We start from the raw sequence: 22,326 nt of genomic DNA on the forward strand, positions 1-22,326 counted from the left end.
GTGCCGAGAATTAGGCTTAATTGCAACCTTGTATATTAGTTAAGATCCGTAAAGGACGAGAATTTACCCAATGAGACAGCTTATCTTGGCCTTTGCGAGCTCAATGTCGGACATATCGGCCAGTGCGTGGAATGCCGTTATGGGGGAGGCGAATCCCTTCTGTCGCCATGAGTTTTTGTTGGCGCTAGAGCAGAGCCATTCGGCCTGCGCTGCAACGGGTTGGACGCCGCGGCATTTATGCGTGTTTGATGTGGGTGACAGATTAAATGATGTTGCAAGTTTGGATAAAAGTTTGTCGCCTTTGGCTGCTGGAGCCCTGATAAGCCGGCAAGCGGCTAAGCACTTCAAGCCATTATCGCTGGTTGCGGTGATGCCCTTGTATCAAAAGTCTCACTCCTACGGCGAGTACGTGTTCGATTGGGCGTGGGCCGAAGCCTATGAGCGCCATGGACTCGATTATTATCCCAAATGGGTGAATGCAATCCCTTTTACCCCAGTGCAAGGGCGAAGGATGGGCATTCATTCTGCATTAGATAGCGTTGAGCAACTGCGCGTGGCGCAATTACTGCTGCTGACATTGAATCGCCGGCTAACATCAGAGCTGTTTGCGTCAGAGCCTTGTGTGTTAGAGCAAGGTGATGCGGTTTTTGATGAGTCAGAGCTTAATCAGTCCGTTGTTGATGAAGCTGATCTTGATGGGTCAATGCAAAGCGTTAAAGATCAGGGCGACAGCCCGATTTCTTCATGGCATAGCTTATTTGTTACCCCAAGCCAAACGCCGTTATTTGAAGGCTTGCCCAATCCGCTGTTAAAACGCTTAGGCACGCAGTTCCATTGGCATAATCGCGGTTATCGCGACTTTGATGATTTTCTGGCGGGCTTTAGTTCGCGCAAACGTAAGAATATCTTGAAGGAGCGGGCGCAGTTACAGCCTTTTAATCTTAAGTTTCACTTTGTCGAAGGTGAACACATTACCGCTTCACAATGGCAGACGTTTATCCAATGTTATCAATTAACTTACCTTAAGCGCTCCGGTCATCGCGGCTATTTAACGCCGACCTTTTTTCAGCTGTTGGGGGAACAACTCGCCGCGCAAGTCTTACTGTTGGTGGTCGAAGATGCCAAGGGCGAGATGGTAGCCGGCGCCTTGTATCTCAAAGGCGAGAATACTCAAGGGCAAAAATGCTTATATGGCCGTTATTGGGGGACAACGGTTGAGCTCGACGGCTTGCATTTTGAGGCCTGTTATTACCAAGGTATTCAATACTGTATTGAACATGGGTTCCAGATGTTTGATGCGGGCGCACAGGGGGAGCATAAGGTGCTGCGCGGCTTTGAACCTGTTGAAATGTATTCCTACCATAATATCACCCACTTAGGATTTAGGGCGGCGATTGCCGATTTTGTAGAGCAAGAAGCACAGCAAATGCAGCAATATATGGCGCAGATGCGAGCTGTTTTGCCCTACAAAAAAGAGCCCTAATAAAAGACCGAGTTAACGGGACATTATTGGGCTCTCATTTATGTCGTGCATGTTCAACCTATATAGTACAACCTAAGCAGTTCTATCTAAGCTGTTAATTCAAACGGTTAGCTATGAATGTTAGCTCAGGGCTAACCACACGCCCACACCTATCATCAGGCTGCCTGCAATGCGGTTTAACCAGCGAATATTATCGCCACGACTTAGGAAAATACGCAGGCTTTTGCCGCCGCTGGCGTAGGCGAGCATAGAGGTAAACTCGGTCACCATGATAATGCTCAGCAGTGCGAGCAGCTGCGGCGCGACTTCGCGCTCGGCATTGATAAAAGGTGGTAGTAGCGACACCATAAATGCCCAACCTTTAGGATTGGCAATGGCGGTAATAAAGCCTTGGGAGATCAAGGTAACATTGCTGGCTCTGGGGTTAGTGTCGTCATCGCTTAACATGGCCATCTTACCGCGGGCGCGCCACATTTGTACGCCGATAAAGCCTAAATAAATTCCGCCAACCCATTTAAAGATTTGAAAGACTTCGGGATAGTTGAGCATGATACTGGCAACGCCCATCACGGCGGCTGTCGCCACTAACGCTACGCCTACCAGTTCACCCAGCATCATCCACAGGGTGCGGCGCACACCTATGCTCATGCCCAAGGTCATGGCGAGCGTCATACACATGCCCGGGGTGATAGAAACAAAGAAGAAGGTCGGGATAAACACTGCAAGTAAGGCAAAATCTGGCATGGTTTGGTCTGTCTTGGGTGAAGATGGGAAGGCCGATAGTGTAATGAAAACTGCGGGTTTAGCCAATGCGCTTGTTTTGGCCTGACAACACATAAATGTAATCGGTTGTGTTAGCGAACGATATTTTTTGTCGGTTACCCATTTGGGGTGTGAGCGGTTAGTGCACTGGCGTGAATTATGTGCAGAGTCATCCTGCTGCTAACAAGATAAGATTTTGATTTCAGGTTTTGTTTCAGTATCGATCAAATACACGCTATCGGCACCCACAATATAATAACTGTATAGACTCTGGTAAATATGTTCGCCTAATTCGCCATAATAAGGACGACGTGCATTTTTTACCGACTTCCATATTGGCCAAGGTAAAGAAAAATAATCGGACCTGGATGGGTTTGTCATATTTAAATCGGTATCGATAGGGAATGGCGTATTGATTTTTTCATTATTGATATTACTGCCTAAATCATCATTAAGATTAACATGGATGCTATTTGAACAAGTTTGATAACTTGATTCATCAATCACCAGAATTCCTGCGATCATTGGGAAGTGAATTTCCATCGAGAACGCACTGTCATTAGGCTCTTGCCACAGTAAGGTCAACGATAATCCCTCTAATCTGCAGCTCAAATCAGGATGGGGTTTAAGCTTTCTTTCTGCGGGGAACCAAGGCTGATAGCTTGTCTGAGTCATAGCGCATTCTTGTTCGGTCATTAGGTTACTCGCTTAATTATCGTTATCTTGCGGCTTACCGTTATTCATTCACTCGTGCCGCCAATACTATAATCGAAAAATAACGCTGAAGCATGTTTAGATTATCTAATAATTTTTGAAACTCATATCAGTGAGACACGACTTATCAATATTTATTTGATTGATATGCTAACCCCATTCTTAAATTAATTATCAATAACTGTTATAGAACAGTTTAATAATGGATTCTGCATATGATCAAATCATCTCTATCCGCAAGTAAATATACCTTCTTACTGAGTGTTATTTTGGCTGCCAGCATTAATAACGTTATGGCTGACAACAGTACCAAAGTGTTTAGTTTACAAAGTAATCTTGCCGATAATTCAAGCTTCCCTCCTGAGTATTTTTGGAATCAATTTGGTTGTTCGGGCGAAAATATTGCGCCGCGATTAACTTGGCAAAATGTACCTGCCGGTACCAAGAGCTTTGCTGTCACTTTATATGACAAAGATGCGCCTACTGGCAGTGGTTTTTGGCACCGTGTTGTGTATGACATTCCGGCACAGGTGTCGACTCTCGCAGGTGGTGTGAATGGCGGAGCACTACCCAGTGGTGCCATTGAAGCTAATACCGATTTAGGTAAACCTGGATTCTTTGGACCTTGTCCACCAGAGGGACGTGAACACAGCTATGTATGGACAGTGCATGCTTTGGATGTGGCGCAGTTGCCGATAGACAAGGGATCAACACCCGCTTTGGTGGGATTCTATCTTTGGCAGCATAGATTAGGCGAAGCAAGTTTAACGCTTTTAGCTGGCCCACGTTAGGAGGAATGAAGATGACCATATTATCTACGCGCATTACATACCCAATGTTATCAAAGGCTTTTACTCTACTGGCAACCAGTTTGTTGTGTTCTCACTCATGGGCGACACAGACTGAGCCGCTGGCAAAAATGGAAGTCTTTGCCGAACTTGATGGGGCTGTGGGCGGTATTACTTTCACATCAGATGAACGATTGATTTTCAGTTATCACCCTTTCTATCAACCTAATATTAAGGTGGCTGAACTTTTAGCGGATGGTAGTACTAAGCCATTTCCTAATTCGGATTGGCAGCAATGCCATGATCCGCAGGGCAAAGCGAAAGAACCTGATACTTGCCTTAATTGGGTGTTGGGGCTGCGAACCGACGATCAAGACAGAGTGTGGCTATTAGATTCTGGCCAGCAGGCGCCACGTATTGAGCCTAAATTAGTGGCATGGGATACCAAGAAAAACCAATTAGATCGCATTATTCATTTGCCCGCGCCAGTCTCTCTTCCTGAGTCACAACATAATGACTTTGTAATCTCATCTCGACATCAAGCGATTGTGATTGCTGATGAGGGGATTGGCACGGGTCCCATTGGTGAAAAGGCTGCGCTGGTGGTTGTGGACTTAAATACAGGGAAAAGTCGGCGCCTATTACAGGGTGATAACAGTGTGATGCCAGACTTACAGCGGCCACTGATTATCGATAAAGACTCAAAAGGTAGAAAGCAGATTGAAGTTTATGTGGGTGCCGATGGCATAGCTTTAGATAAAACCCAAACATGGCTCTACTTTGCCCCGATGAATAAAGACAAAGTTTACCGTGTGCGGATGACAGATCTCATCAATCCTTCGTTAACGCCTGCGGCACTCTCTGCCAAAGTGGAAGCTTATGCCGATAAGCCCGACAACGGTGGCTTAAGTATTGATGAAGCGAATAATTTGTATCTAACGGAAGTGGGAGAGCGGGCCATTGGCGTGATCCCTGCAGATTCTCGCCAGTATCGCACTTATGTCCATGATGAACGTATGGTTTGGCCCGACGGTGTGAGTTATGGCAAGCAAGGTTATTTGTACTCTGGGGCTGCGCAATTACCGTTATCGGCACCATTAAATAATGGCAAAGCTGAAAACAGTCCACCTTATTATATTTTCCGTTTTAAGCCGTTAGCGGCGGGCGTTCGTGGTAATTAATCCGAACAATTAATCTCATCAATTAATTTTATAACCTTACGGCAAGTGCTTATCTGAACTGAATTTATTCACACGATTTTTGCGGATTAAAACGGTTTGGATTCGCACTTGGTTATACCGAGTCAGTACTGCCAGAGGATGACAATATGAACATAATCGGATTGGATCACTTTACCATCAGAACGCCCAAGCTGGTTGAAACGCTGTTGTTTTATCAAGTCATCCTTGGATTGAAATTAGGGTGGCGGCCACAGTTTGGTTTTCCTGGACATTGGCTTTATGCCTCAAATAAGCCCATTTTGCATTTGGTGGAAGCGGGCGATCAGGCGCTAGATGCCTACTTAGGGGAAAGCCGAAATATTTATGGCTCGGGACGTGTTGACCATTTGTCGTTTCGTGGTACGGATTTACACCAGATGCAGCAGCATTTATGCCAGCAGAGGATGATTTTTCAGGAACGAATTGTGCCTGAGATTGGTGAGCATCAGTTGTTCCTTGAAGATCCGAATGGCATCAAAGTAGAGATGATATTTCCCTATGCAAAGGACAACGCCATTGTTGGAATTGTGATGGATAGGCTCACTATTTTAGACACCAAGGAGCCTGAACATGGCGGAGATTAATGTCTTCAGAAGGCAATTATTGCAAACGCTGGGATTGGGCAGTTTGGCATCATTGGCATTATTTCCTCGAGGTGTGATAGGTATGAATTCATTGAATACGAGTACAAATATGGAGAGCTCACAGGGTAAGCCGATGATTCGCATGGGAGTGACAGACTTAAGTTTTCATCGCGTCACCGCCGCTGTGGTGGCCCATGTGATAGGGATTATGGGCAAAGAGGTGCAACGAAGCTATGCATTGCACGAGGCTAATTTTGAGCAGCTAGGTGAAGGCAAAGTGGATATGCTGTGTTCAGCATGGCTGCCCCATAGCCATGGGATTTATCGACAAGGTGTCGAAGAGCGAGTCGCTACGCGGCAACTCGGGCTGCATTATGAGCCCTATGCGCTCTGGGGCGTACCCGATTATGTGCCTGCTGAGCAAGTGTCGAGCATTGAGGATTTACTCAAACCTGACGTGCAGCAACGTATGCGGCCCATCATTCAAGGGATTGGTGAGGGGGCGGGGATCACGCGATTTTCTAAAAATATTATGGCGCAATATGGATTAACGGTGGCGGGTTATCAATTTAGAACAGGCACTCAGGCCGACTGTGTCGCCGCTTTTGAGTCTGCCGTAGCGGTAAACGAGTGGGTGATCGTTCCTTTGTGGCATCCACAATTTTTACACCATCAATACGGTATTCGCGATCTTCAGGACCCTAAAGGTTTACTCGGGGGAAAAGATAAAGCGGTATTGCTCGCCCGTGAACGCGAGTTAGCGGTTAATTTCTCGCCCGCACAAATTCAGGTGCTTGATAACATAGTATTATCGAATCAAATGGTTGCAGAACTCGATTATGCGGTTAATCGACAAGGAATGACGGAAGATGAGGCCGCTGCGAACTGGCTGACAGTCAATCCTCAGCATTTGACGACCTGGTTAGCCCCGCTGCTTAATCCTGCGAATGCCTCCTCTCAGGAGGTGACATTATGATGAGCACACCTGAATCGCGGCTAGTGGCCGCTGGGCTTGAACTACCTGAGGTTGCTGCGGCTCTTGGGAATTACGAACCCTATTCAATTGTTGGCAGTCAGTTAATGACCTCGGGTCAGTTTCCCTATTTAGAGGGCGAGCTTCAGTATCAAGGACAATTGGGCGCCGATCATACTGTGAGCGAAGGCTACGCTGCCTGTCGTCTTGCGACCCTAAATGCCATTGCCCAATTGAAACAGGCTTGCGGTGAGCTTTCGCGGATAAAACAAATTTACCGCTTGGAAGGGGTGCTAAATGTGCATCAATCTTGCTTTGAACATCCTAAAGCACTCGATGGGGCTTCGGATTTATTGCTTGAAATCTTCGGTGAAGCAGGGCGTCACAGCCGGATGATTTGGACAAATCCGGTCATGCCGCTTAACAGTTTGTGTCTAGTGTATTTATTTGCAGAACTCTATTGTGATGACGAACAAAGGCAATGACCTTTGTCTCGATTGAGATTGAATGCTTGAATGTGACTCACATTGGCTGTTAGCTAAATGTTCTGTCAGCAAGACGGATAGTTCATTCAAGAGCATATAAGGCAGTTCTTGAACTTTCATCAATCGATTGTTAGGGTTAGGTCATCATGGACGGAATGTTGACAATACGATGACTGAGAAACAAAAAATGTTGGCGGGCCAGCCCTATAAGGCTTGGGATGATGAGTTATTGGCTGAGCGGATGCGGGCGAAATCCATTTGTCATCAGTTTAATCTGGCCGAACCGACCCAGCTTGATGCGCGTATGGAGCATCTTCGTGGCCTGCTTGATATTCAACACTGCGCTCATATTGAGCCTAATTTCTTTTGCGATTACGGCTATAACATCCATATTGGCAAACAATTTTACGCCAATCATAATCTAACCATATTAGATGTTTGCTCAGTCTCGATTGGCGATAACGTGATGTTTGGCCCCCATGTGATGATTTCTACCGCAACGCATCCTATTAATCCCATTGCGCGGCAAACGACGGAATACGGAGCGCCAATTCAAATCGGCAATAATGTCTGGCTAGGTGGAAACGTCTCTGTACTGCCCGGTGTGACCATTGGCGATAATTGTGTCATTGGTGCTGGTAGTGTCGTGAATAAGAGCATTCCCGCGAACTGTGTGGCGGCGGGGAACCCTTGTAAGGTTATCAAACCTATCGATGTGGACTAGCGCAGGAAAGTTAAAGCCGAGTGATTGGTGTCAAAGCTGATGACGATGTAGATAATCGTAGAAACAAAAACGGTACGCAGTGCGTACCGTTTTTTATTAGTTGGATGAATACTTATAGTACGCCGCGGCGCATTTGGTCCCGTTCAATTGATTCAAACAGGGCCGTAAAGTTGCCTTCACCAAAACCTAAGTTATTCTTACGTTGGATGATTTCGATGAAAATCGGTCCAAACAGGTTTTTAGTAAATATCTGCAATAAATAGCCTGTATCATCACCATCCACCAGAATTTGGTGATGTTTAATGCGCTCACGATTTTCTGTGACCTGAGGTAACTTATCGAAAATAGTGTCGTAGTATTCAGGGATGATGTCTAGGCATTGGATTGAGCTGCCTTCCATCGCATCCAGAGATTTAACGATATCGCGGCTTCTAAAGGCTAAATGTTGCACACCTGGGCCATTGTATTCCTTCAGGTATTCATCTATTTGGTTTTTATCGCTGCCTTTACCTTCGTTAATTGGGATACAGAAGCTGCCATCTGGCGAACGTAGGGCGTAGGACACTAGCGCGGTTTGTACGCCGCTGATGTCAAAGTAGCGCACTTCAGTAAAACCAAAAATGTTTTTATAGAAGTTAGCCCAATGTTCCATTGTGCCTTTGTAGACGTTGTTGGTTAAGTGATCGACCTCGATAAAGCCTTTCTCTTGGGTGATAATTTGCTCGTCTAAATCTTCAAAATCAGCGGCATAGATATTGTTATCTGTGCTAAAGGTGTCGATGAAATAAATTAAGCTGTCACCAATGCCGTAAATCGCAGGATAAGGCAGATCTTTGTTGGCATCATCGGCGGGTTTTGCACCACGTTCAACGGCAACGCGATAGGCAAAGCCGGCATCTTCTACACGCCAGCCCATAGAGCAAATGGCTGGGCCGTGGGATTTAGCAAACTTAGCTGAGAAACCTTCGCGCTCAGTGTTGAGCAGAAAATTAATGTCATTCTGTTTGTAGTACAGGATGTCTTTGTTCTTGGCTTTTTTCAGCAGAGAAAAACCAAAGTCGATAAAGACTTTGTGCATAAAATCAGTATCAGGGCTGGCGAATTCAGTGAATTCGATACCTAATAAGCCCAGTGGATTTAGTTCGCTTGCCATGTTGTTTTCCTCGTTATTTTAGTGCAACACGCCGTCACTCTAATGACTTCCGCATGGGAGTGCTGGTGGCTTGGGGCTAGTCTTCTAGCCAAGAGCGGTTGTAGTCTTTGCTCATGCAATTTTGTACATGTTCGGTTAATTTAAGTGGGGCGAAGGTGTCCACCATCACTGCGTATTCATAGGTTTCTTTCTTGCCAATCGAGGCTTCAGTGCGGCCCGGTTGTGGTCCGTGGGCCACGCCTTTTTGATGTAAGGTCATGTAACCCGCTTCAATGCCCGTGCGGCTCATAAAGTCGCCATCGACGTAATACAAAACTTCGTCGCTATCGATGTTGTTGTGGTAATAAGGCGCTGGAATCGATTTCGGGTGAAAATCGTAGGGACGCGGCACGAAGTTACAAATCACAAAGTTATGGGCGGTAAAGACTAAGTGATCAGAAGGCGGCAGATGGATTTTGCCCACCTTTGGCGCGTATTCAGTAATGTTGAATGCCCAAGGGTAAACACAGCCATCCCAACCCACTAAATCAAAGGGATGCCATTCAAGTGTGGTGAGTTGGTATTTATCGCCAAACTTACACACTAAGGGGAAGGCGCCGCGCTCAACCACAGCATCTTGCAATGTGGGCACGCATAAATCGCGTTCGCAATATGGCGCCGATTCTAACAGTTGGCCATACTCGTTACGGAAATGCTTAGGCACTTCCACCATAGAGAATGACTCGATAACGAACAGTCGCACATTGCTGTAATCGTTGAATTTAAGTTGATAAGTCGTGCCGCGTGGGATCACGAGATAGTCCCACTTTTGGACCTTAATCGTGCCGTACTCGCTGTAGAGTGTGCCTTCGCCTTCGTGGACAAAAACCACCTCATCGGCATAGGCGTTACGGTAAAACTCGTCGGTATCGGCGCTGACTTTGGCGGTATAAAGTGCTAAGTCATTGTTATAAAAAATCTTGTTACGGGCGCTGAAAAAATTACCTTCACGGTCGGCATCGCGGGAATCGAGTTTATAGTTTTGGACCAGCGAGTCTTCCCAATTGGCACCATGGCTTAGGCTATAGGGCGCTACTTCCAACGCTTTGGTTGGCATGTTGTGGTGATATTTATTGGAATAAATATTGGAAAAACCATGGGTTGAGAACAACTCTTCACGGTAAAGCTCGCCGTTCTCCTTTTCAAATGCGATATGGCGCTTATGGGGGATCTGGCCTTGTTTCACATAAAATGGCATGGTTATTCCTTCAATATTGCGTTGCAGGGTTACCTACATCGCTGGTCGTTATGCTGCAAGTTGCATTAGTGTGATCTTGTTATCAATTTAGTTGCTTGAATGAACAAAAAAAAGAATAATAAATCCGTTATCTCAATCTAAAAATTAGATGGTATTCTAATCTTTACGAATCGTAGTGTTTCCGTGACATGTTCATAAGAGCCAAGGAGTGACCATGCGCATCGATATTGATGCTTTTAATGTGCTGCAAGTGCTGGTGGAAGAGGGCAGTTTTGCCAAGGCGGCGGAGCGGTTACACAAGGCGCAATCGGCGGTGAGTTATCAAGTTAAAAAGCTAGAAGAACACTTAGGCGTGCAGCTTTTTAGCCGTGAGCAATATCGTGCAGAGTTGACGCAAGAGGGCCGGGTGATTTTGGCCGAGGGGCGAAGATTGTTGCAACACCTTGCAAACATTGAACATCTTGCCAGCCGTTTCAGTGAAGGCTGGGAGCCAAAGCTAGAGCTAGTGATAGACGGAGCCTTACCAATGGAGCCAATTATGACGGCTTTAAAGCGTATGGCTGAACATCAAATCCCCACTAAAATTCAGCTCAATATGGAATTTTTAGGCGGCGTACAACATAGATTCGAGCGGGATAATGCCGACTTGATGTTAGTTAAAGATTATCGCACAGGTCCTTATTATCATCCGCAACCTTTGCCAGCCATCACTAGCGTGCTGGTGGCCAGTGCTTCGCATCCTTTGTCATTTATTCGCGAAATTAGTTTGTCTGAACTGCAGCAACACGTGGAATTGACTATCGAAGACTCTTCACCCAATAAAAGTTACCGCGATGAAATGCAATTTGGCGGCGATAAAGTGTTTTATCTTTCAGGCTTTATCATGAAAAAGAACGCCTTGTTAAAAGGTTTAGGTTTTGGCTGGTTGCCGGATTTTCTAGCGCAAGAAGAGTTGGCGAAGGGGGAGTTAGTTGAAATCGACTTTGTCGGTGGCAGCCGTTTTACCTTTATACCACAGCTCGTCTCGACCTTAGAGCGGCCGCTAGGCCGTGCGGGACAACTTTTTACCGAGTTGATATTAGAAGAGTTTGCTAAGGCTGAGCAGTTTAATGGCGTGGGTTTAGGTTGATAAGTCGCCGTTTGTCATCTTTTGATACAAGTCATCGCATAAAATAATCGCATTTTGACATTTTATGTCATAGATTAAGCGCTAGATTAACCGTGAAATTGAGCCGCGATAGGTAAAGAGTCGTCCATCGTGGTCAATCTAAAGGCTAGTAACAAGGAACTGACAGTTAAGGGGAACAGTATGTCTAGACGTTGTCATGAAGTGGATTATGAAATCATCGGACACAGTATGCAGTTGGTTGAAGTGGAGCTCGATCCTAACGAAACCGTGGTCGCCGAAGCGGGCGCGATGAACTACCTAGAGCAAGATATTAGCTTTGAGGCCAAAATGGGCGATGGCTCTGAACCAGAGTCCGGCTTTTTTGGCAAGTTGATGGGCGCAGGTAAGCGGGTGCTGACGGGTGAGAGCATTTTTATGACTCACTTTACCAATCAAGGCAACCAAAAGCGTAAAGTCGCCTTTGCTGCACCTTATCCGGGCACTATCCTTGCGATCGACTTAGCCGAGTATGGCGGCGAGCTTATCTGTCAAAAGGACAGTTTTTTAGCGGCGGCTTTAGGTACACGGGTGACGATGAAATTTAATCGCCGTTTAGGCACGGGCTTTTTCGGCGGCGAAGGGTTTATTCTGCAAAGCCTACAAGGCGATGGCATGACTTTTATCCATGCTGGCGGCACCTTAGTGAAGAAAGAGCTGCGAGGTGAAACCTTAAGGGTTGATACAGGTTGTCTGGTTGGATTTACGCCAGGGATAGATTACGACATCGAGCGCGCAGGTTCGTTAAAGTCTATGGTATTTGGCGGTGAAGGTTTGTTTTTAGCGACGTTAAAAGGTCACGGCACGGTTTGGCTGCAAAGCTTGCCGTTCTCACGTATGGCGGATCGCATTATCGCCCATGCCCCATCTGCGGGTGGCAGTGATCGCGGTGAAGGCTCAGTGCTAGGTGGTATTGGTCGCATGCTTGATGGGCGTTAATTGAATTGTTTTATAATAAAACAATTCATATTAATGAAAAAAAAGTGACATATCGAGATTGATGATATGTCACTTTAAATGGGAGATTTTAAATTAACTCAAACAGAGTCGGTTAGAACTTATAGTTAACACCTACAGTAATGCGTTGTCCCAAAATGTCATAGTAAGCACCTTGGTTATACACACCTGGTTGGCGAGGTGGTGTTTCATCAAACATGTTGAGAATGCCCGCACGAACTTGTAGTGCATCAGTGATGTTATAGCGACTGGTTAAATCAAACGTTATATATGATGGAATATCATTATAGTTGTTTTGATTCGGTGACCAATCGTTACTTAGTACTGTGTTACTACGATAGTTCGCTGTGAGTACTGCAGAGAAATCTCCGTAGGTGTAATCAGTGGTAAAACGATGACGCCAACGTGGTCGCTCTTGCTCACCAGTTTCTTTAACTACATCTTCAGCAAAACCTGTTGAATTAAATGAACGTTCTTCAAGGTAAGTACTGAACAGACGGAAGCCCCAATCACCAAAGCTACTTTCAAACTTATAGTTAGCTTCAATATCTACACCGGAAGTAATGCTGGTTGCAGAGTTAACTGGTTTTTCATAGTAGTTGGTGATCTCATGCGTATTTGGATCACGTTCAAGCAATGGACAGAATGGGTTGTCCAGAGTACTTGATTGGTAGCAGTACTTCACAACATCTGGGCCAGTAAAACTGTTAATGACATTTTTCATGTCAAATTTCCAGTAATCAACTGTGAAGCTTAGGTTTTCAATATAACTCGGTGTGTAGACAAAACCGATAGTAATGTCATCAGCCACTTCGTTTTGTAAGTCCTCGTTTCCTACTATAAATCCTGGACGAGTTGAACCGTACCACTCTTGAGATGGTTCAAAATCGGTAGGAATGCCCTGTGCAGCACAGTTTGCCAAGACATTGTCTAGATATTCAGGATTGATTTGGTTGCGGTAGCTAGTTGCGCAATAATCCTTCATAGATCTAAATGTTTGTCCAGGTGGGCTATACAAGTCACCTATGTTGGGAGCTCTAACAGATTTTGAACGGTTTAATCTGACTCTCAAATCGTCGAAAACTGCCCAGTTTAAGCCTACTTTCCAAGCAGTATCAGAACCTGATGTCGAGTAATCCATATAACGGAAAGCTGTTTCCAATGTTAGATCTTGTACTAATGTAATGTCACTTAGTAGTGGAATTGACAATTCTGCGGAAGCTTCTGTTACATCAAACTCACCTTTAAGTGGCTGAGATTGGTTGTTGAATAGTAAGCCTTCGCGCATCGCTGGATCTGGTAAAGTGTCTGCTTGCTCTTTTCTATATTCGAGAGAGAATGCACTGGATACGAAACCTGCAGGTAATTCGAAAAGATCGCCACTGACGGAGGCACCTAATGCTGACTGAGTGATAGATGAACGACGAATTGCATCTGTACTAACCCAATCATAGGCGTCTTTATCGAAAATACTGCGCCCAAATACGTTGAGCGGAAGACATCCATTATCTCGTGCACTTTCACTACGGCAAACAACATCACCATTATCGTCTTTGACAGTATCGACAGCATCGTAGAAGCGTTGTTCAAACATTTCACCGTACCATTCGGTGTCAGCTTGAACATGTCCTACTGTTGCATAGGCATCATAGGTCCAATTTTCAGATATTTCACCTTCAAAGCCTAGTGCTACTCGAGCTGTGGTGCGTTCTTGGCTGTACTTTCGATTACCAAAGTCAGATGCTAAGTAGCCAAGAGTCACTCCAGCTCCTGGTTTTGACTCACCTGCCGCAACTAAAGCTGCTGCTTCTGGTGATAGGAAACCATTATCTTCATGTAACTTAAAGTTCAAAAATGCTGGAGAACTTTCGCCATAAGCATCTGATTTGCTTAAGCTAGCTTCCATTGTCATTTTATGGTTTTCATTGATGTCGTAACTCATTACGGAGAAAAAGTTAATACGATCTAGTGGCGTTTTGATGAATGAGTTTTCTGCAAAATTATAACCTTCACCACCTAGATAATCGACACGACCAGATGTCAAAGGAGGTAAAGCTTGTCCTAACTCCATCGGTCTTACATTGCCATTTTCATCGAATGAATAACGAGTCCCTTTCGAAACAAATGTCCCTGTTTTGCTATAGGAAGCCAAAACCTGCTGACCATATCCCCATACAACAGCTTGTGGATCATCAGGACCCGTTGCATTTTGGTTACGTACAACAATAGGCGCTTCACGAAGAAACTCTCTATCCATAAAGGATAGTTGTCCCTGACGTGCCCAACTAAGGTTAGTAACAAAATTAGCTTTACCTATTTCGGAGCCGAATGTTATCGAAGCGTATTTTTCTTCACCACCATCCTCTGTTGGCTGCGTAGTCGAAACGTCTACTGAAATGCCGTCAAAGCTTTTCTTTGTAATAATGTTCACAACACCAGCAATTGCATCAGAACCGTATACTGCAGATGCACCACCAGTTGTGATTTCAATTCGCTCAACCATTGCAGTAGGTATATTGTTAAGATCTACAGAGCCTGAGCCAGGTGCGCCTGCAACAAATCGACGGCCATTCACAAGAACGAGTGTACGGTCAGAGCCTAACCCTCTTAAATCTGTATTATTCAAGCCACTAGCAAATACAGTATTATTTGTTGTTTCAGGTGATAAACCTACTAATGTGTTAGGCATTTTGTGCAATAAATCAGCAACGTTCACTACACCTGCATCAATTAATCCGTCACCAGAGATAACTGTCACGGGCGTAGGAGTGAGTTCACCAATGCGCTTAATTTTTGAGCCTGTAACTTCAATTCGTTCAAACGTTTCAGTTTGCTCTTCAGCTTGGGCATAAACAAACGTGGAAGCTGTTAGACTTGCTGCGGCAAATATACCGTAGCGAACCGCTTTTGCCGTTAGTGACAAAGAGTTCATACATCTCTCCTTCATATTTATATTTATTGTTAGTTAAATTTATGGTTTAAAAATGATGCTTATTTAACAACATCATCCATATATTTATTTAAAAGTTGCGTAGATGTCAACGTTTGGTTTTTTTAATGATTAATTAAGAGGTGAGGTATTTAAGGTTGGGTTAATAATTTATCTTTATTTAAACTTTTGTGTAACAATTTTGTTCACTGTTAATAACATTTTATGTCGTTTTTCAGCCGGTACTTTCTATCGATTATTTTATTTACATTGATTTTATTGAGTTTTTGTTTGACTTGGTATTTTAATTATTTCTGTTACTTGTTAATTGTAACTGAGTATTTATTTTGTATTTATTTCCTTGGTTATAGGAAATGTTAATTGAATATTTCCTTTTTTTCCTAGGTCAATCGTTAAAAAGTATTAACTGTAAGTTTTAATTATATGCTGATTGATTCTGTAAGAGGCTATTTTTAAATTGATACATCATTACTCATGTCATTAATTTTATCTTCCTCTCTATAATTTTTGATATCAGATACATCATCAAATAGCCTGTGCCCAAGGCTAAAATCACTGCGACGACATTCTCGGTATATAGGCGATAAGCGTAGAAAGTACCCACTAGCACTGCGATACCGGCGAGGCGAATGAGCAGGCTTTGGGTAAAATAGCCGTGAGCTTTGATATAGGCCAACTGATAGCCATTGAGCATCATGAATATAAAAAACATGGAGAAATGCATTAATACTGGGGCCGCTTTTATGTATTGCTCGGGGAATAGCCAAGCGACTAATGGCTTGCTCGCAAAGACCATAACGACAAAAAAAATACCGCTGATCCACAAAGAAACTTTAGTCAGCCATGACTTAATTTGTTGGACTTCGTCAAAGCGTTTTTCTCGTACACACACCGCGACTTCGGGCAGCACAAAGCGGTAGATGGGGAAGACAAACAGCAAGGTGAGGTAAGTGATCATCGGCCGCACCACCACTTGGAAATCACCCAGTTCATCTATGCTGAAATAGGCAATGGTCAGCAGTACTGTGATGTAAATCATCAAGATACTGGCGCCAGCCTCCATAGACGCCGTCAGGCTTTTCTTCATAAAACTGCGTAAACCCGTATCAAAATGCACCGCACTTAAGGGCGGAGTGGCGATATCCTTGCGCCGTTTTAAGTACATATATAAGGCAACGATGAGCGATGACAATGTCATGCTGTAAAAGAGTGACGCTATGGCCGTTTGTTTTAACGCATAGAAACACAAGAAAAAGCTAGTCACTTGCGCGAGCGGCTCTAACCAAGTGACTCGATTGGAGATGGTGTATAGTCGGTACATAGCAATTTGATTGGTAAAATACACTTTGAGCCCCATGCTCAAAATAATGCCAACCAATTGAAAATATTCTACATTGAGCTGAAGTTTGTGTTTGATGTAGGGCAAAACTAAGCCCCAAGTCAGTAGCACCATAGCAATTAAGCTGTAGCGGAATATATTAGTGATATCCACATCTTGCTTGGTCTGGGAGTAGGTCACCACCATAGAGGAGCGAAATCCTGTCATCAGGATCAGCGACAGTGAGATGATATCGATAACCGTGTGATAGAGCGCAAGATCGGCTTTGGCAACCCATTGTGCTAACCAAAGCTTAAAAAGAAAACCCACAGAAATACTGGCAAGTGAAGCCCAGAACCCCGCAATAATCGCCTGCTTAACCCGTTGAAGTGAGGTGTGTTTCATTTTCAAAAATCCAGCGTCAGTCTACGGTCATTGGAGAGTAATAATAGATATGCTATGGGTGGCGTTAAGGTTATGCATTAGTCGCTGCTTTGGCTGCTTTAGTTGTAAGAGAGCTTTGATAACGCTTAACTTACTCAAAATTATACGTATGAGTTTATGCAGAGCACTTGGTATCAATACTTCGATGTCAGGAGCTTAGTTTTCAGTCTCGACTATAACGTCTCACCTCACCGAAGAAGTTTTATCTGAGTTTACACACATATTAGCACTGGCTGAGTCTAGCATTCAGCTCATGAGTGACCAAGCATCAGAGAGTAAAGATATGATAAATATCAGTATGTTGCTTAATTGTAACTGCGGCCGTTAATTCGCTAGCGATTGCGGGATAAATAGCAGTTCAGATAAGGGAGCGAGCTGTGCAAGCATCATGGTTTTGAATGCTTGCACGCCCTAATAAGAATTGGGCGTGCTAATAAAACTGCCGTGATTAGCCATTTCGCACATGTTATGCGTGACTATTCGGTAATAATATTGACGATATCGAGGATTTTACGGCTGTTATTATCGAGTTTGATCAATGCGCCTTCAACTTGAATGCTAATAATCCCATCTTTGTCTAAGGGCACAATGATACGGCCGCGGTCATAAATATCATGCTCAAGCACATCACCACGATGGAGTTTTTTCTGCCAGCCGGGTGGCAGTGGTTGACCACGGTTAACTTTTTTCTGTAATCCCGGTGGTAAATCTTTATCATTTTTATGGTGTTTATGCTCTTGGTCGTCTTTAGCAAAAACAGAGATAGGCGCCATTAAGCTGAGCACTAGCCCTGCGACAACCATTGACGTGAATTTATTCATCTGTGCTCCAAAAGGTGTTTAGTCGATGCTGTGACAATAGAGTCTCTTAAATGAACCTTAGCTGAACGTTTTACGTTGAGATGCTAACTCAAGGGGTTAACATTAGCACAGCTTGCCATTGCTCGGCGGTCACAGGTTGGATACTTAGCCTTGAACCCTTAGTCACTAAATACATGTCAGCTAATTGCGGCAGGTTTTTAATCAAGCTTAAGGGGATAATATCGTTAAATTTTTCGACAAAGCGGATATCTACTCGTAACCATCTTGGTTTAGTTGGATCTGACTTAGGGTCGAAATATTTTGATTCGGGATCGAAGGCCGTGCTGTCGGGATACGCATTGGTCACGACTTCTGCGATACCGACAATACCGGGTACTTTGCAGCTTGAATGGTAAAAAAATACCTTGTCGCCAATCTGCATCGCATCGCGCATAAAGTTACGCGCCTGATAGTTACGTATTCCATGCCAAGCTTCGGTTTGGTTCGGGCAAGCCTTAAGATCATCTATGCTAAATTCGTCGGGTTCCGATTTCATAAGCCAGTAGTTCATTGGGTTTCCTTAATTCATAGTGGCCGTTAAGCGCTTCAATATCCGTGAGTTTATCTTAATTTTATCGAACACCCCAGTTCGTCACTCAGATCAAGCATTGTGAGTTTGATTAAGTTTCGGTTCAGATAAGGTGGCTTAGCCTGTGGGCAGCAATCTTATTTGGTATGCCTTATGCAAATTCTCGTTTCTAAGGCAAAGCGTCAAATTCGATCTCGGTTTGTGATTGGTGCCCTATAAGTTGTGGCAGCAGTGGCAATCAAAACCTGTGAGGTGTGTTATGGGAACTTCAACAATGACGTCCGACTGTGGTTTATACACTAAATATCTTAAGGATTTTACAGCGGGTGATGTGATCCTAAGCCATGAGCGGATGCTGGAATTTATTAATGACCTGACAACCCAAGGTTGGTTATTGGCAAATTTCACTTGGGACTATTGGTATAACAACAGTTACTTAGTCGATAAACCCGCCTACATTCGTGAAGCGAGCATAGCACAATGCAAATTGCTGCTGACCGCCATGACGCGACTTGAGGTCTTTAGTCCTGGCGTATTAGAAAATATGCGCCGCCAAGGGATTTTACTGGCCATTGTTGAGCGCTTGCAAAGCTTAAATGTGCCTAAGTCGAGCACTCATCTTGAATTTATCAGCCGCTAACCCCGCACTTTAATGGATTGTTATCTAATCGATTATCTTACTCTTTAGTCTAATAAAGTGTTTTTTTGCTTGTGACATGATCCGTGGATTGGTTAGTTTGGACCTCGCTAATCATAATAATAAATGCACGGAGGCCTTAATGTCTGTTCCAACAAGCCAAGTTATCAGTCCGCTCAACGTCAGCGAGTTTAGAGGCGAGTTATCACCGAAACTCGTTGAGAAAACCATAGGTCAATATCTTGATGAGATTGCGGCAACCTATCCCGACCAATTAGCCGTTGTCGTACATCATCAACATATCCGCTGGAACTACCGCCAATATCTAGATCAAATAGAGGCGCTCGCCACAGGGTTATTGAAGCTTGGCATTCAGCCCGGTGATAGGGTGGGTATTTGGTCTCCTAACAATATCGAGTGGTGTTTAACCCAATATGCGACCGCTAAAATTGGCGCCATCATGGTGTGTATTAACCCTGCGTATCGGCCTGAAGAATTGCAATATGCGCTGAGTAACGTGGGTTGCCGCGCGGTAATTTGTGCCGACAAGTTTAAATCCAGCAATTACCTCGAAATGTTATACGAATTGGCACCTGAACTAACTTCTTGCCCTGCTGGTCAATTACAGGCGAAGGCCGTTCCTGAGCTCGAATTTGTGATCCGCATGGGCGCTGAAAAATCCGTCGGTATGTTGAATTTTGATGACCTGCTCGTCGATGTGACCGCCGATGATAAGGCAACACTCGAGAAGATCGGCACAGCATTAAGCCCGTATGATGCGATTAATATCCAGTTTACCTCTGGCACTACGGGTAGCCCTAAAGGTGCAACCTTATCCCACTATAACATTTTGAATAATGGTTATTTAGTCGCAGAGGCGATGAAGTTTACCTGCCACGATAAACTCTGTATTCCTGTGCCCTTATACCATTGTTTTGGCATGGTGCTCGGCAGTTTAGTCTGCTTAGCCAAAGGCGCAGCGGCTGTATTCCCCGGCGAATCCTTCGATCCTTTGACGACATTGCAAGTAGTTGAACAAGAGCGGTGCACCGCTTTACATGGCGTACCGACCATGTTTATTGCCGAGCTTGAGCATCCTGAATTTACGCGTTTTGATTTGAGTTCTTTACGAACCGGCGTGATGGCGGGGGCTACTTGCCCAGAAGAAGTGATGCGCCGAGTACAAAATCTCATGTATATGAAGGAAGTACTGATTGGTTATGGTCAGACTGAGTGCAGTCCGCTCAATCATATTACCGAAATCGATTCGCCAGTTGAGAAACGGGTGCTCACTGTTGGCCGTGCTTTGCCCCATACCGAAGTGAAAATTGTCGATGAATTTGGTGAAGTGTTACCAATTAATCAACCCGGTGAAGTCTGTAGTCGGGGATATTGCATAATGCAGTGCTATTGGAACGATCCAGAAAAAACAGCGGCGACCATAGACAGTGCGGGTTGGCTACATTCGGGCGATATCGGCCAAATGGATGAGCAAGGTTATGTGCAAATTGTGGGTCGCATTAAAGATATGATCATTCGCGGTGGCGAGAATATCTATCCCCGTGAGATTGAAGAGAAACTTTACACCCATAAAGATGTGCAGGATGCGGCGGTCTTTGGTGTTCAAAGCGATAAATACGGGGAGGAAGTGTGTGCTTGGATTAAAGTCCGCTCTGGCGCGACGATTACCGAGGAAGATATTCGCCATTTCCTCACCGAGAAGTTTGCCTACTTTAAAGTACCGCGTTACATCAAGTTTGTGGATCAGTACCCAATGACTGTGACGGGGAAAATTCAGAAATTCAAAATGCGCGAGCTGATGTATCAAGAGTTATATGAAGATATTAATGCTTAAGTGATGTGATTTGGCGAGCCTGCTTTTTTGACTTCAAGCCGCACAATGCGGCTTGAATTTTATTCAGTCTATAGGTGTCGTTTAACCGACAAGTTAACGAGTTAACGGAAGAGTCGACGAGTCATGCCATCAAGCCAAGCCGCACTTTGAGTTAACTTTCGCTGGCTGCGACGTAGCGCCAGCTTTGCCCAGGCATATTGTGTGCTGAGCAGCGCTAACCCTAAGATGAACAAGAGTAAACCTGGGCCAGGTAAGAGTAAAAAGACCAGCCCGAGCAAGGTTAAAGCTGCGCCAATCACAGTGATCCCTGCTTTAGTTATCGCGCCTTTTGCATGGGAGGACGGCGCGAGATTGAAAAAGGTAACTTTGCGCATAGGAGTTGGCCTCATGGTGAGTTAATTGAATCAAGATCTACTGTCAGCTGACTATCAGTTGTGTGCTAACTGTATATCAGTTTTCAGTCTAATCCTTTGCTCATTTATTGGCAGCTTATGTCGTCAGCCTAATTGTAACAAAACTTCACTTCCCCGCAGTGGCTTCATGGCTATACTAAAACCAGAGAAAAAATCTTGGCAGATAAAAACTAAAGCTCAATTTGTCGATGATTTAGTAGTCAATCCATTCTGCAGGCTAAGGAGTCCCAAATGGTTCGATGGCGTTCAATGCTCCTTGCGTGTTGCCTTTCCTCCATGGGATTGAGCACAGCGAAAGCGGATACCTTAATGCTGACATCCTTACTTTGGCCGCCTTATTCTGGGCAGCAATTATCCGAGCAGGGCGCGAGTATTGCTGTGGCACGGGCGGCGCTCAAAGTGATGGGGCACCAATTAGAAGTGGATTTTTACCCATGGAGCCGCGCTGTAAAGCTCGCCAGTATGCCTAATTCTGACTATCTGGGTTATTTCCCTGAGTATTACTTTGAGACTGAAAAGTTTGTTTTTTCTAAATCGATTGGCGACGGTCCTTTGGGACTGGTGGAGCAAAAAGCCCATCCTGTGAGTTGGAATTATGTCGAAGATCTGAATCGCTATACCTTAGGTGTGGTGAAAGATTATGTGAATACTCAGGCGTTAGATCGCATGATTTCCACAGGCGTTCAGCCGACTGAAGCCGTTACTTCAGATGAGCACAATATTAAGAAAGTGGCCGCCGGCCGTATTGATGCGGCGGTAATCGATGTCAACGTGCTGCACTATTTACTTAAGCAAAAGCCTTTACAACCGCTGGCGGACAAACTGCAAATCAACCGCCAAATTTTAGCGAATAAGCAGCTTTATATCGCGTTTCGTAATACCGAAGAAGGCAGACGTTGGCGGGATATTTTCGACCAAGGCTTGGCGCAAATAGACGTCGAAACCATCATCGGAGAGCTACTGTATCGTGAAGACTAATGCATGATTTAGGTTAGTGAACTCTCTATTCTACCCCTTATTTTTTCCTCTATTTTCAGCCAATTCCTCTCAAAATTACATCAGATATTCCGCTTGT

The 22,326-nt window shown here is 44.6% G+C and carries 21 protein-coding genes; 12 read left to right on the forward strand and 9 right to left on the reverse strand.

The window, feature by feature from the left end; genetic code table 11:
• Positions 1-70 precede the first annotated feature (70 nt).
• Positions 71-1,483 (forward strand): GNAT family N-acetyltransferase, encoded by a 1,413-nt coding sequence (locus Q4Q46_RS12420; RefSeq protein WP_311906084.1) that lies wholly within the window; start codon positions 71-73, stop codon positions 1,481-1,483.
• A 120-nt stretch (positions 1,484-1,603) separates the two neighbouring features.
• Here Q4Q46_RS12420 and Q4Q46_RS12425 read toward each other — a convergent pair whose 3' ends face one another.
• The gene (locus Q4Q46_RS12425) at positions 1,604-2,227 is read right to left on the reverse strand and encodes a LysE family translocator (protein WP_311900417.1); all 624 of its coding nucleotides are present in this window, start codon (positions 2,225-2,227) and stop codon (positions 1,604-1,606) included.
• Between the two features lie 198 nt (positions 2,228-2,425).
• Positions 2,426-2,941: a hypothetical protein gene (locus Q4Q46_RS12430; protein WP_311900418.1), complete on the reverse strand. Its 516-nt coding sequence runs from the start codon at positions 2,939-2,941 to the stop codon at positions 2,426-2,428.
• A 233-nt stretch (positions 2,942-3,174) separates the two neighbouring features.
• Here Q4Q46_RS12430 and Q4Q46_RS12435 point away from each other — a divergent pair, with 233 nt between their 5' ends.
• From Q4Q46_RS12435 to Q4Q46_RS12460, 6 genes are all read left to right on the forward strand, one after another.
• Entirely contained in the window at positions 3,175-3,750 is a 576-nt protein-coding gene (locus Q4Q46_RS12435) for a YbhB/YbcL family Raf kinase inhibitor-like protein (protein ID WP_311900419.1), read from the forward strand.
• Positions 3,751-3,761: 11 nt separating this feature from the next.
• Positions 3,762-4,928, forward strand: a complete 1,167-nt coding sequence (locus Q4Q46_RS12440) for an L-dopachrome tautomerase-related protein (RefSeq protein WP_311906085.1) — start codon at positions 3,762-3,764, stop codon at positions 4,926-4,928.
• A 146-nt stretch (positions 4,929-5,074) separates the two neighbouring features.
• Positions 5,075-5,551 (forward strand): VOC family protein, encoded by a 477-nt coding sequence (locus tag Q4Q46_RS12445; RefSeq protein WP_028759587.1) that lies wholly within the window; start codon positions 5,075-5,077, stop codon positions 5,549-5,551.
• A complete protein-coding gene (locus Q4Q46_RS12450; RefSeq protein WP_311906086.1) occupies positions 5,538-6,527 on the forward strand; it encodes a glycine betaine ABC transporter substrate-binding protein in 990 nt (329 codons plus the stop codon). Before Q4Q46_RS12445 ends, Q4Q46_RS12450 begins: the two co-directional genes overlap by 14 nt.
• Positions 6,524-7,009 carry an Atu1372/SO_1960 family protein gene (locus tag Q4Q46_RS12455; RefSeq protein WP_105252180.1) on the forward strand — a complete coding sequence of 162 codons (486 nt, stop codon included), beginning with the start codon at positions 6,524-6,526 and terminating at the stop codon, positions 7,007-7,009. The genes Q4Q46_RS12450 and Q4Q46_RS12455 overlap by 4 nt, the downstream gene beginning before the upstream one ends.
• Before the next feature lie 169 nt (positions 7,010-7,178).
• Complete coding sequence (locus Q4Q46_RS12460) at positions 7,179-7,733, forward strand: sugar O-acetyltransferase (protein WP_311906087.1); 555 nt, start codon at positions 7,179-7,181, stop codon at positions 7,731-7,733.
• Between the two features lie 112 nt (positions 7,734-7,845).
• Here the strand turns inward: Q4Q46_RS12460 and hppD are convergent, their stop codons facing one another.
• Positions 7,846-8,886, reverse strand: coding sequence for a 4-hydroxyphenylpyruvate dioxygenase (hppD, locus tag Q4Q46_RS12465; RefSeq protein ID WP_261273813.1), 1,041 nt, complete (start codon positions 8,884-8,886; stop codon positions 7,846-7,848).
• Positions 8,887-8,962: 76 nt separating this feature from the next.
• Positions 8,963-10,123, reverse strand: a complete 1,161-nt coding sequence (locus Q4Q46_RS12470) for a homogentisate 1,2-dioxygenase (protein WP_311906088.1) — start codon at positions 10,121-10,123, stop codon at positions 8,963-8,965.
• Between the two features lie 214 nt (positions 10,124-10,337).
• Between Q4Q46_RS12470 and Q4Q46_RS12475 the strand changes: the two genes are divergently transcribed.
• Positions 10,338-11,252: a LysR family transcriptional regulator gene (locus tag Q4Q46_RS12475; protein WP_006086162.1), complete on the forward strand. Its 915-nt coding sequence runs from the start codon at positions 10,338-10,340 to the stop codon at positions 11,250-11,252.
• A 180-nt stretch (positions 11,253-11,432) separates the two neighbouring features.
• Positions 11,433-12,227: a TIGR00266 family protein gene (locus tag Q4Q46_RS12480; RefSeq protein ID WP_300479965.1), complete on the forward strand. Its 795-nt coding sequence runs from the start codon at positions 11,433-11,435 to the stop codon at positions 12,225-12,227.
• A 112-nt stretch (positions 12,228-12,339) separates the two neighbouring features.
• On the opposite strand, the gene Q4Q46_RS12485 is transcribed toward Q4Q46_RS12480, so the two are convergent.
• From Q4Q46_RS12485 to Q4Q46_RS12500, 4 genes are all read right to left on the reverse strand, one after another.
• The gene (locus tag Q4Q46_RS12485) at positions 12,340-15,177 is read right to left on the reverse strand and encodes a TonB-dependent receptor plug domain-containing protein (protein WP_311906089.1); all 2,838 of its coding nucleotides are present in this window, start codon (positions 15,175-15,177) and stop codon (positions 12,340-12,342) included.
• 490 nt (positions 15,178-15,667) lie between these two features.
• Positions 15,668-16,918: a hypothetical protein gene (locus Q4Q46_RS12490; protein ID WP_311906090.1), complete on the reverse strand. Its 1,251-nt coding sequence runs from the start codon at positions 16,916-16,918 to the stop codon at positions 15,668-15,670.
• Between the two features lie 515 nt (positions 16,919-17,433).
• Entirely contained in the window at positions 17,434-17,778 is a 345-nt protein-coding gene (locus tag Q4Q46_RS12495) for a hypothetical protein (protein WP_106650843.1), read from the reverse strand.
• A gap of 88 nt (positions 17,779-17,866) precedes the next feature.
• The gene (locus Q4Q46_RS12500; RefSeq protein ID WP_311906091.1) at positions 17,867-18,328 is read right to left on the reverse strand and encodes an EVE domain-containing protein; all 462 of its coding nucleotides are present in this window, start codon (positions 18,326-18,328) and stop codon (positions 17,867-17,869) included.
• Positions 18,329-18,605: 277 nt separating this feature from the next.
• On the opposite strand from Q4Q46_RS12500, the gene Q4Q46_RS12505 reads away from it, so the two are divergent.
• Both Q4Q46_RS12505 and Q4Q46_RS12510 read left to right on the forward strand, forming a co-directional pair.
• Positions 18,606-18,986 (forward strand): DUF6508 domain-containing protein, encoded by a 381-nt coding sequence (locus tag Q4Q46_RS12505; RefSeq protein WP_006082114.1) that lies wholly within the window; start codon positions 18,606-18,608, stop codon positions 18,984-18,986.
• Positions 18,987-19,125: 139 nt separating this feature from the next.
• Positions 19,126-20,838, forward strand: coding sequence for an AMP-binding protein (locus Q4Q46_RS12510; protein WP_311906092.1), 1,713 nt, complete (start codon positions 19,126-19,128; stop codon positions 20,836-20,838).
• A gap of 101 nt (positions 20,839-20,939) precedes the next feature.
• Here Q4Q46_RS12510 and Q4Q46_RS12515 read toward each other — a convergent pair whose 3' ends face one another.
• Positions 20,940-21,212, reverse strand: coding sequence for a PGPGW domain-containing protein (locus Q4Q46_RS12515; RefSeq protein WP_311906093.1), 273 nt, complete (start codon positions 21,210-21,212; stop codon positions 20,940-20,942).
• A gap of 270 nt (positions 21,213-21,482) precedes the next feature.
• On the opposite strand from Q4Q46_RS12515, the gene Q4Q46_RS12520 reads away from it, so the two are divergent.
• Positions 21,483-22,229, forward strand: a complete 747-nt coding sequence (locus Q4Q46_RS12520) for a substrate-binding periplasmic protein (protein ID WP_311906094.1) — start codon at positions 21,483-21,485, stop codon at positions 22,227-22,229.
• Positions 22,230-22,326 lie beyond the last annotated feature (97 nt).

It is taken from the genome of Shewanella vaxholmensis (assembly GCF_031932135.1).
Classification (GTDB): domain Bacteria; phylum Pseudomonadota; class Gammaproteobacteria; order Enterobacterales; family Shewanellaceae; genus Shewanella; species Shewanella hafniensis.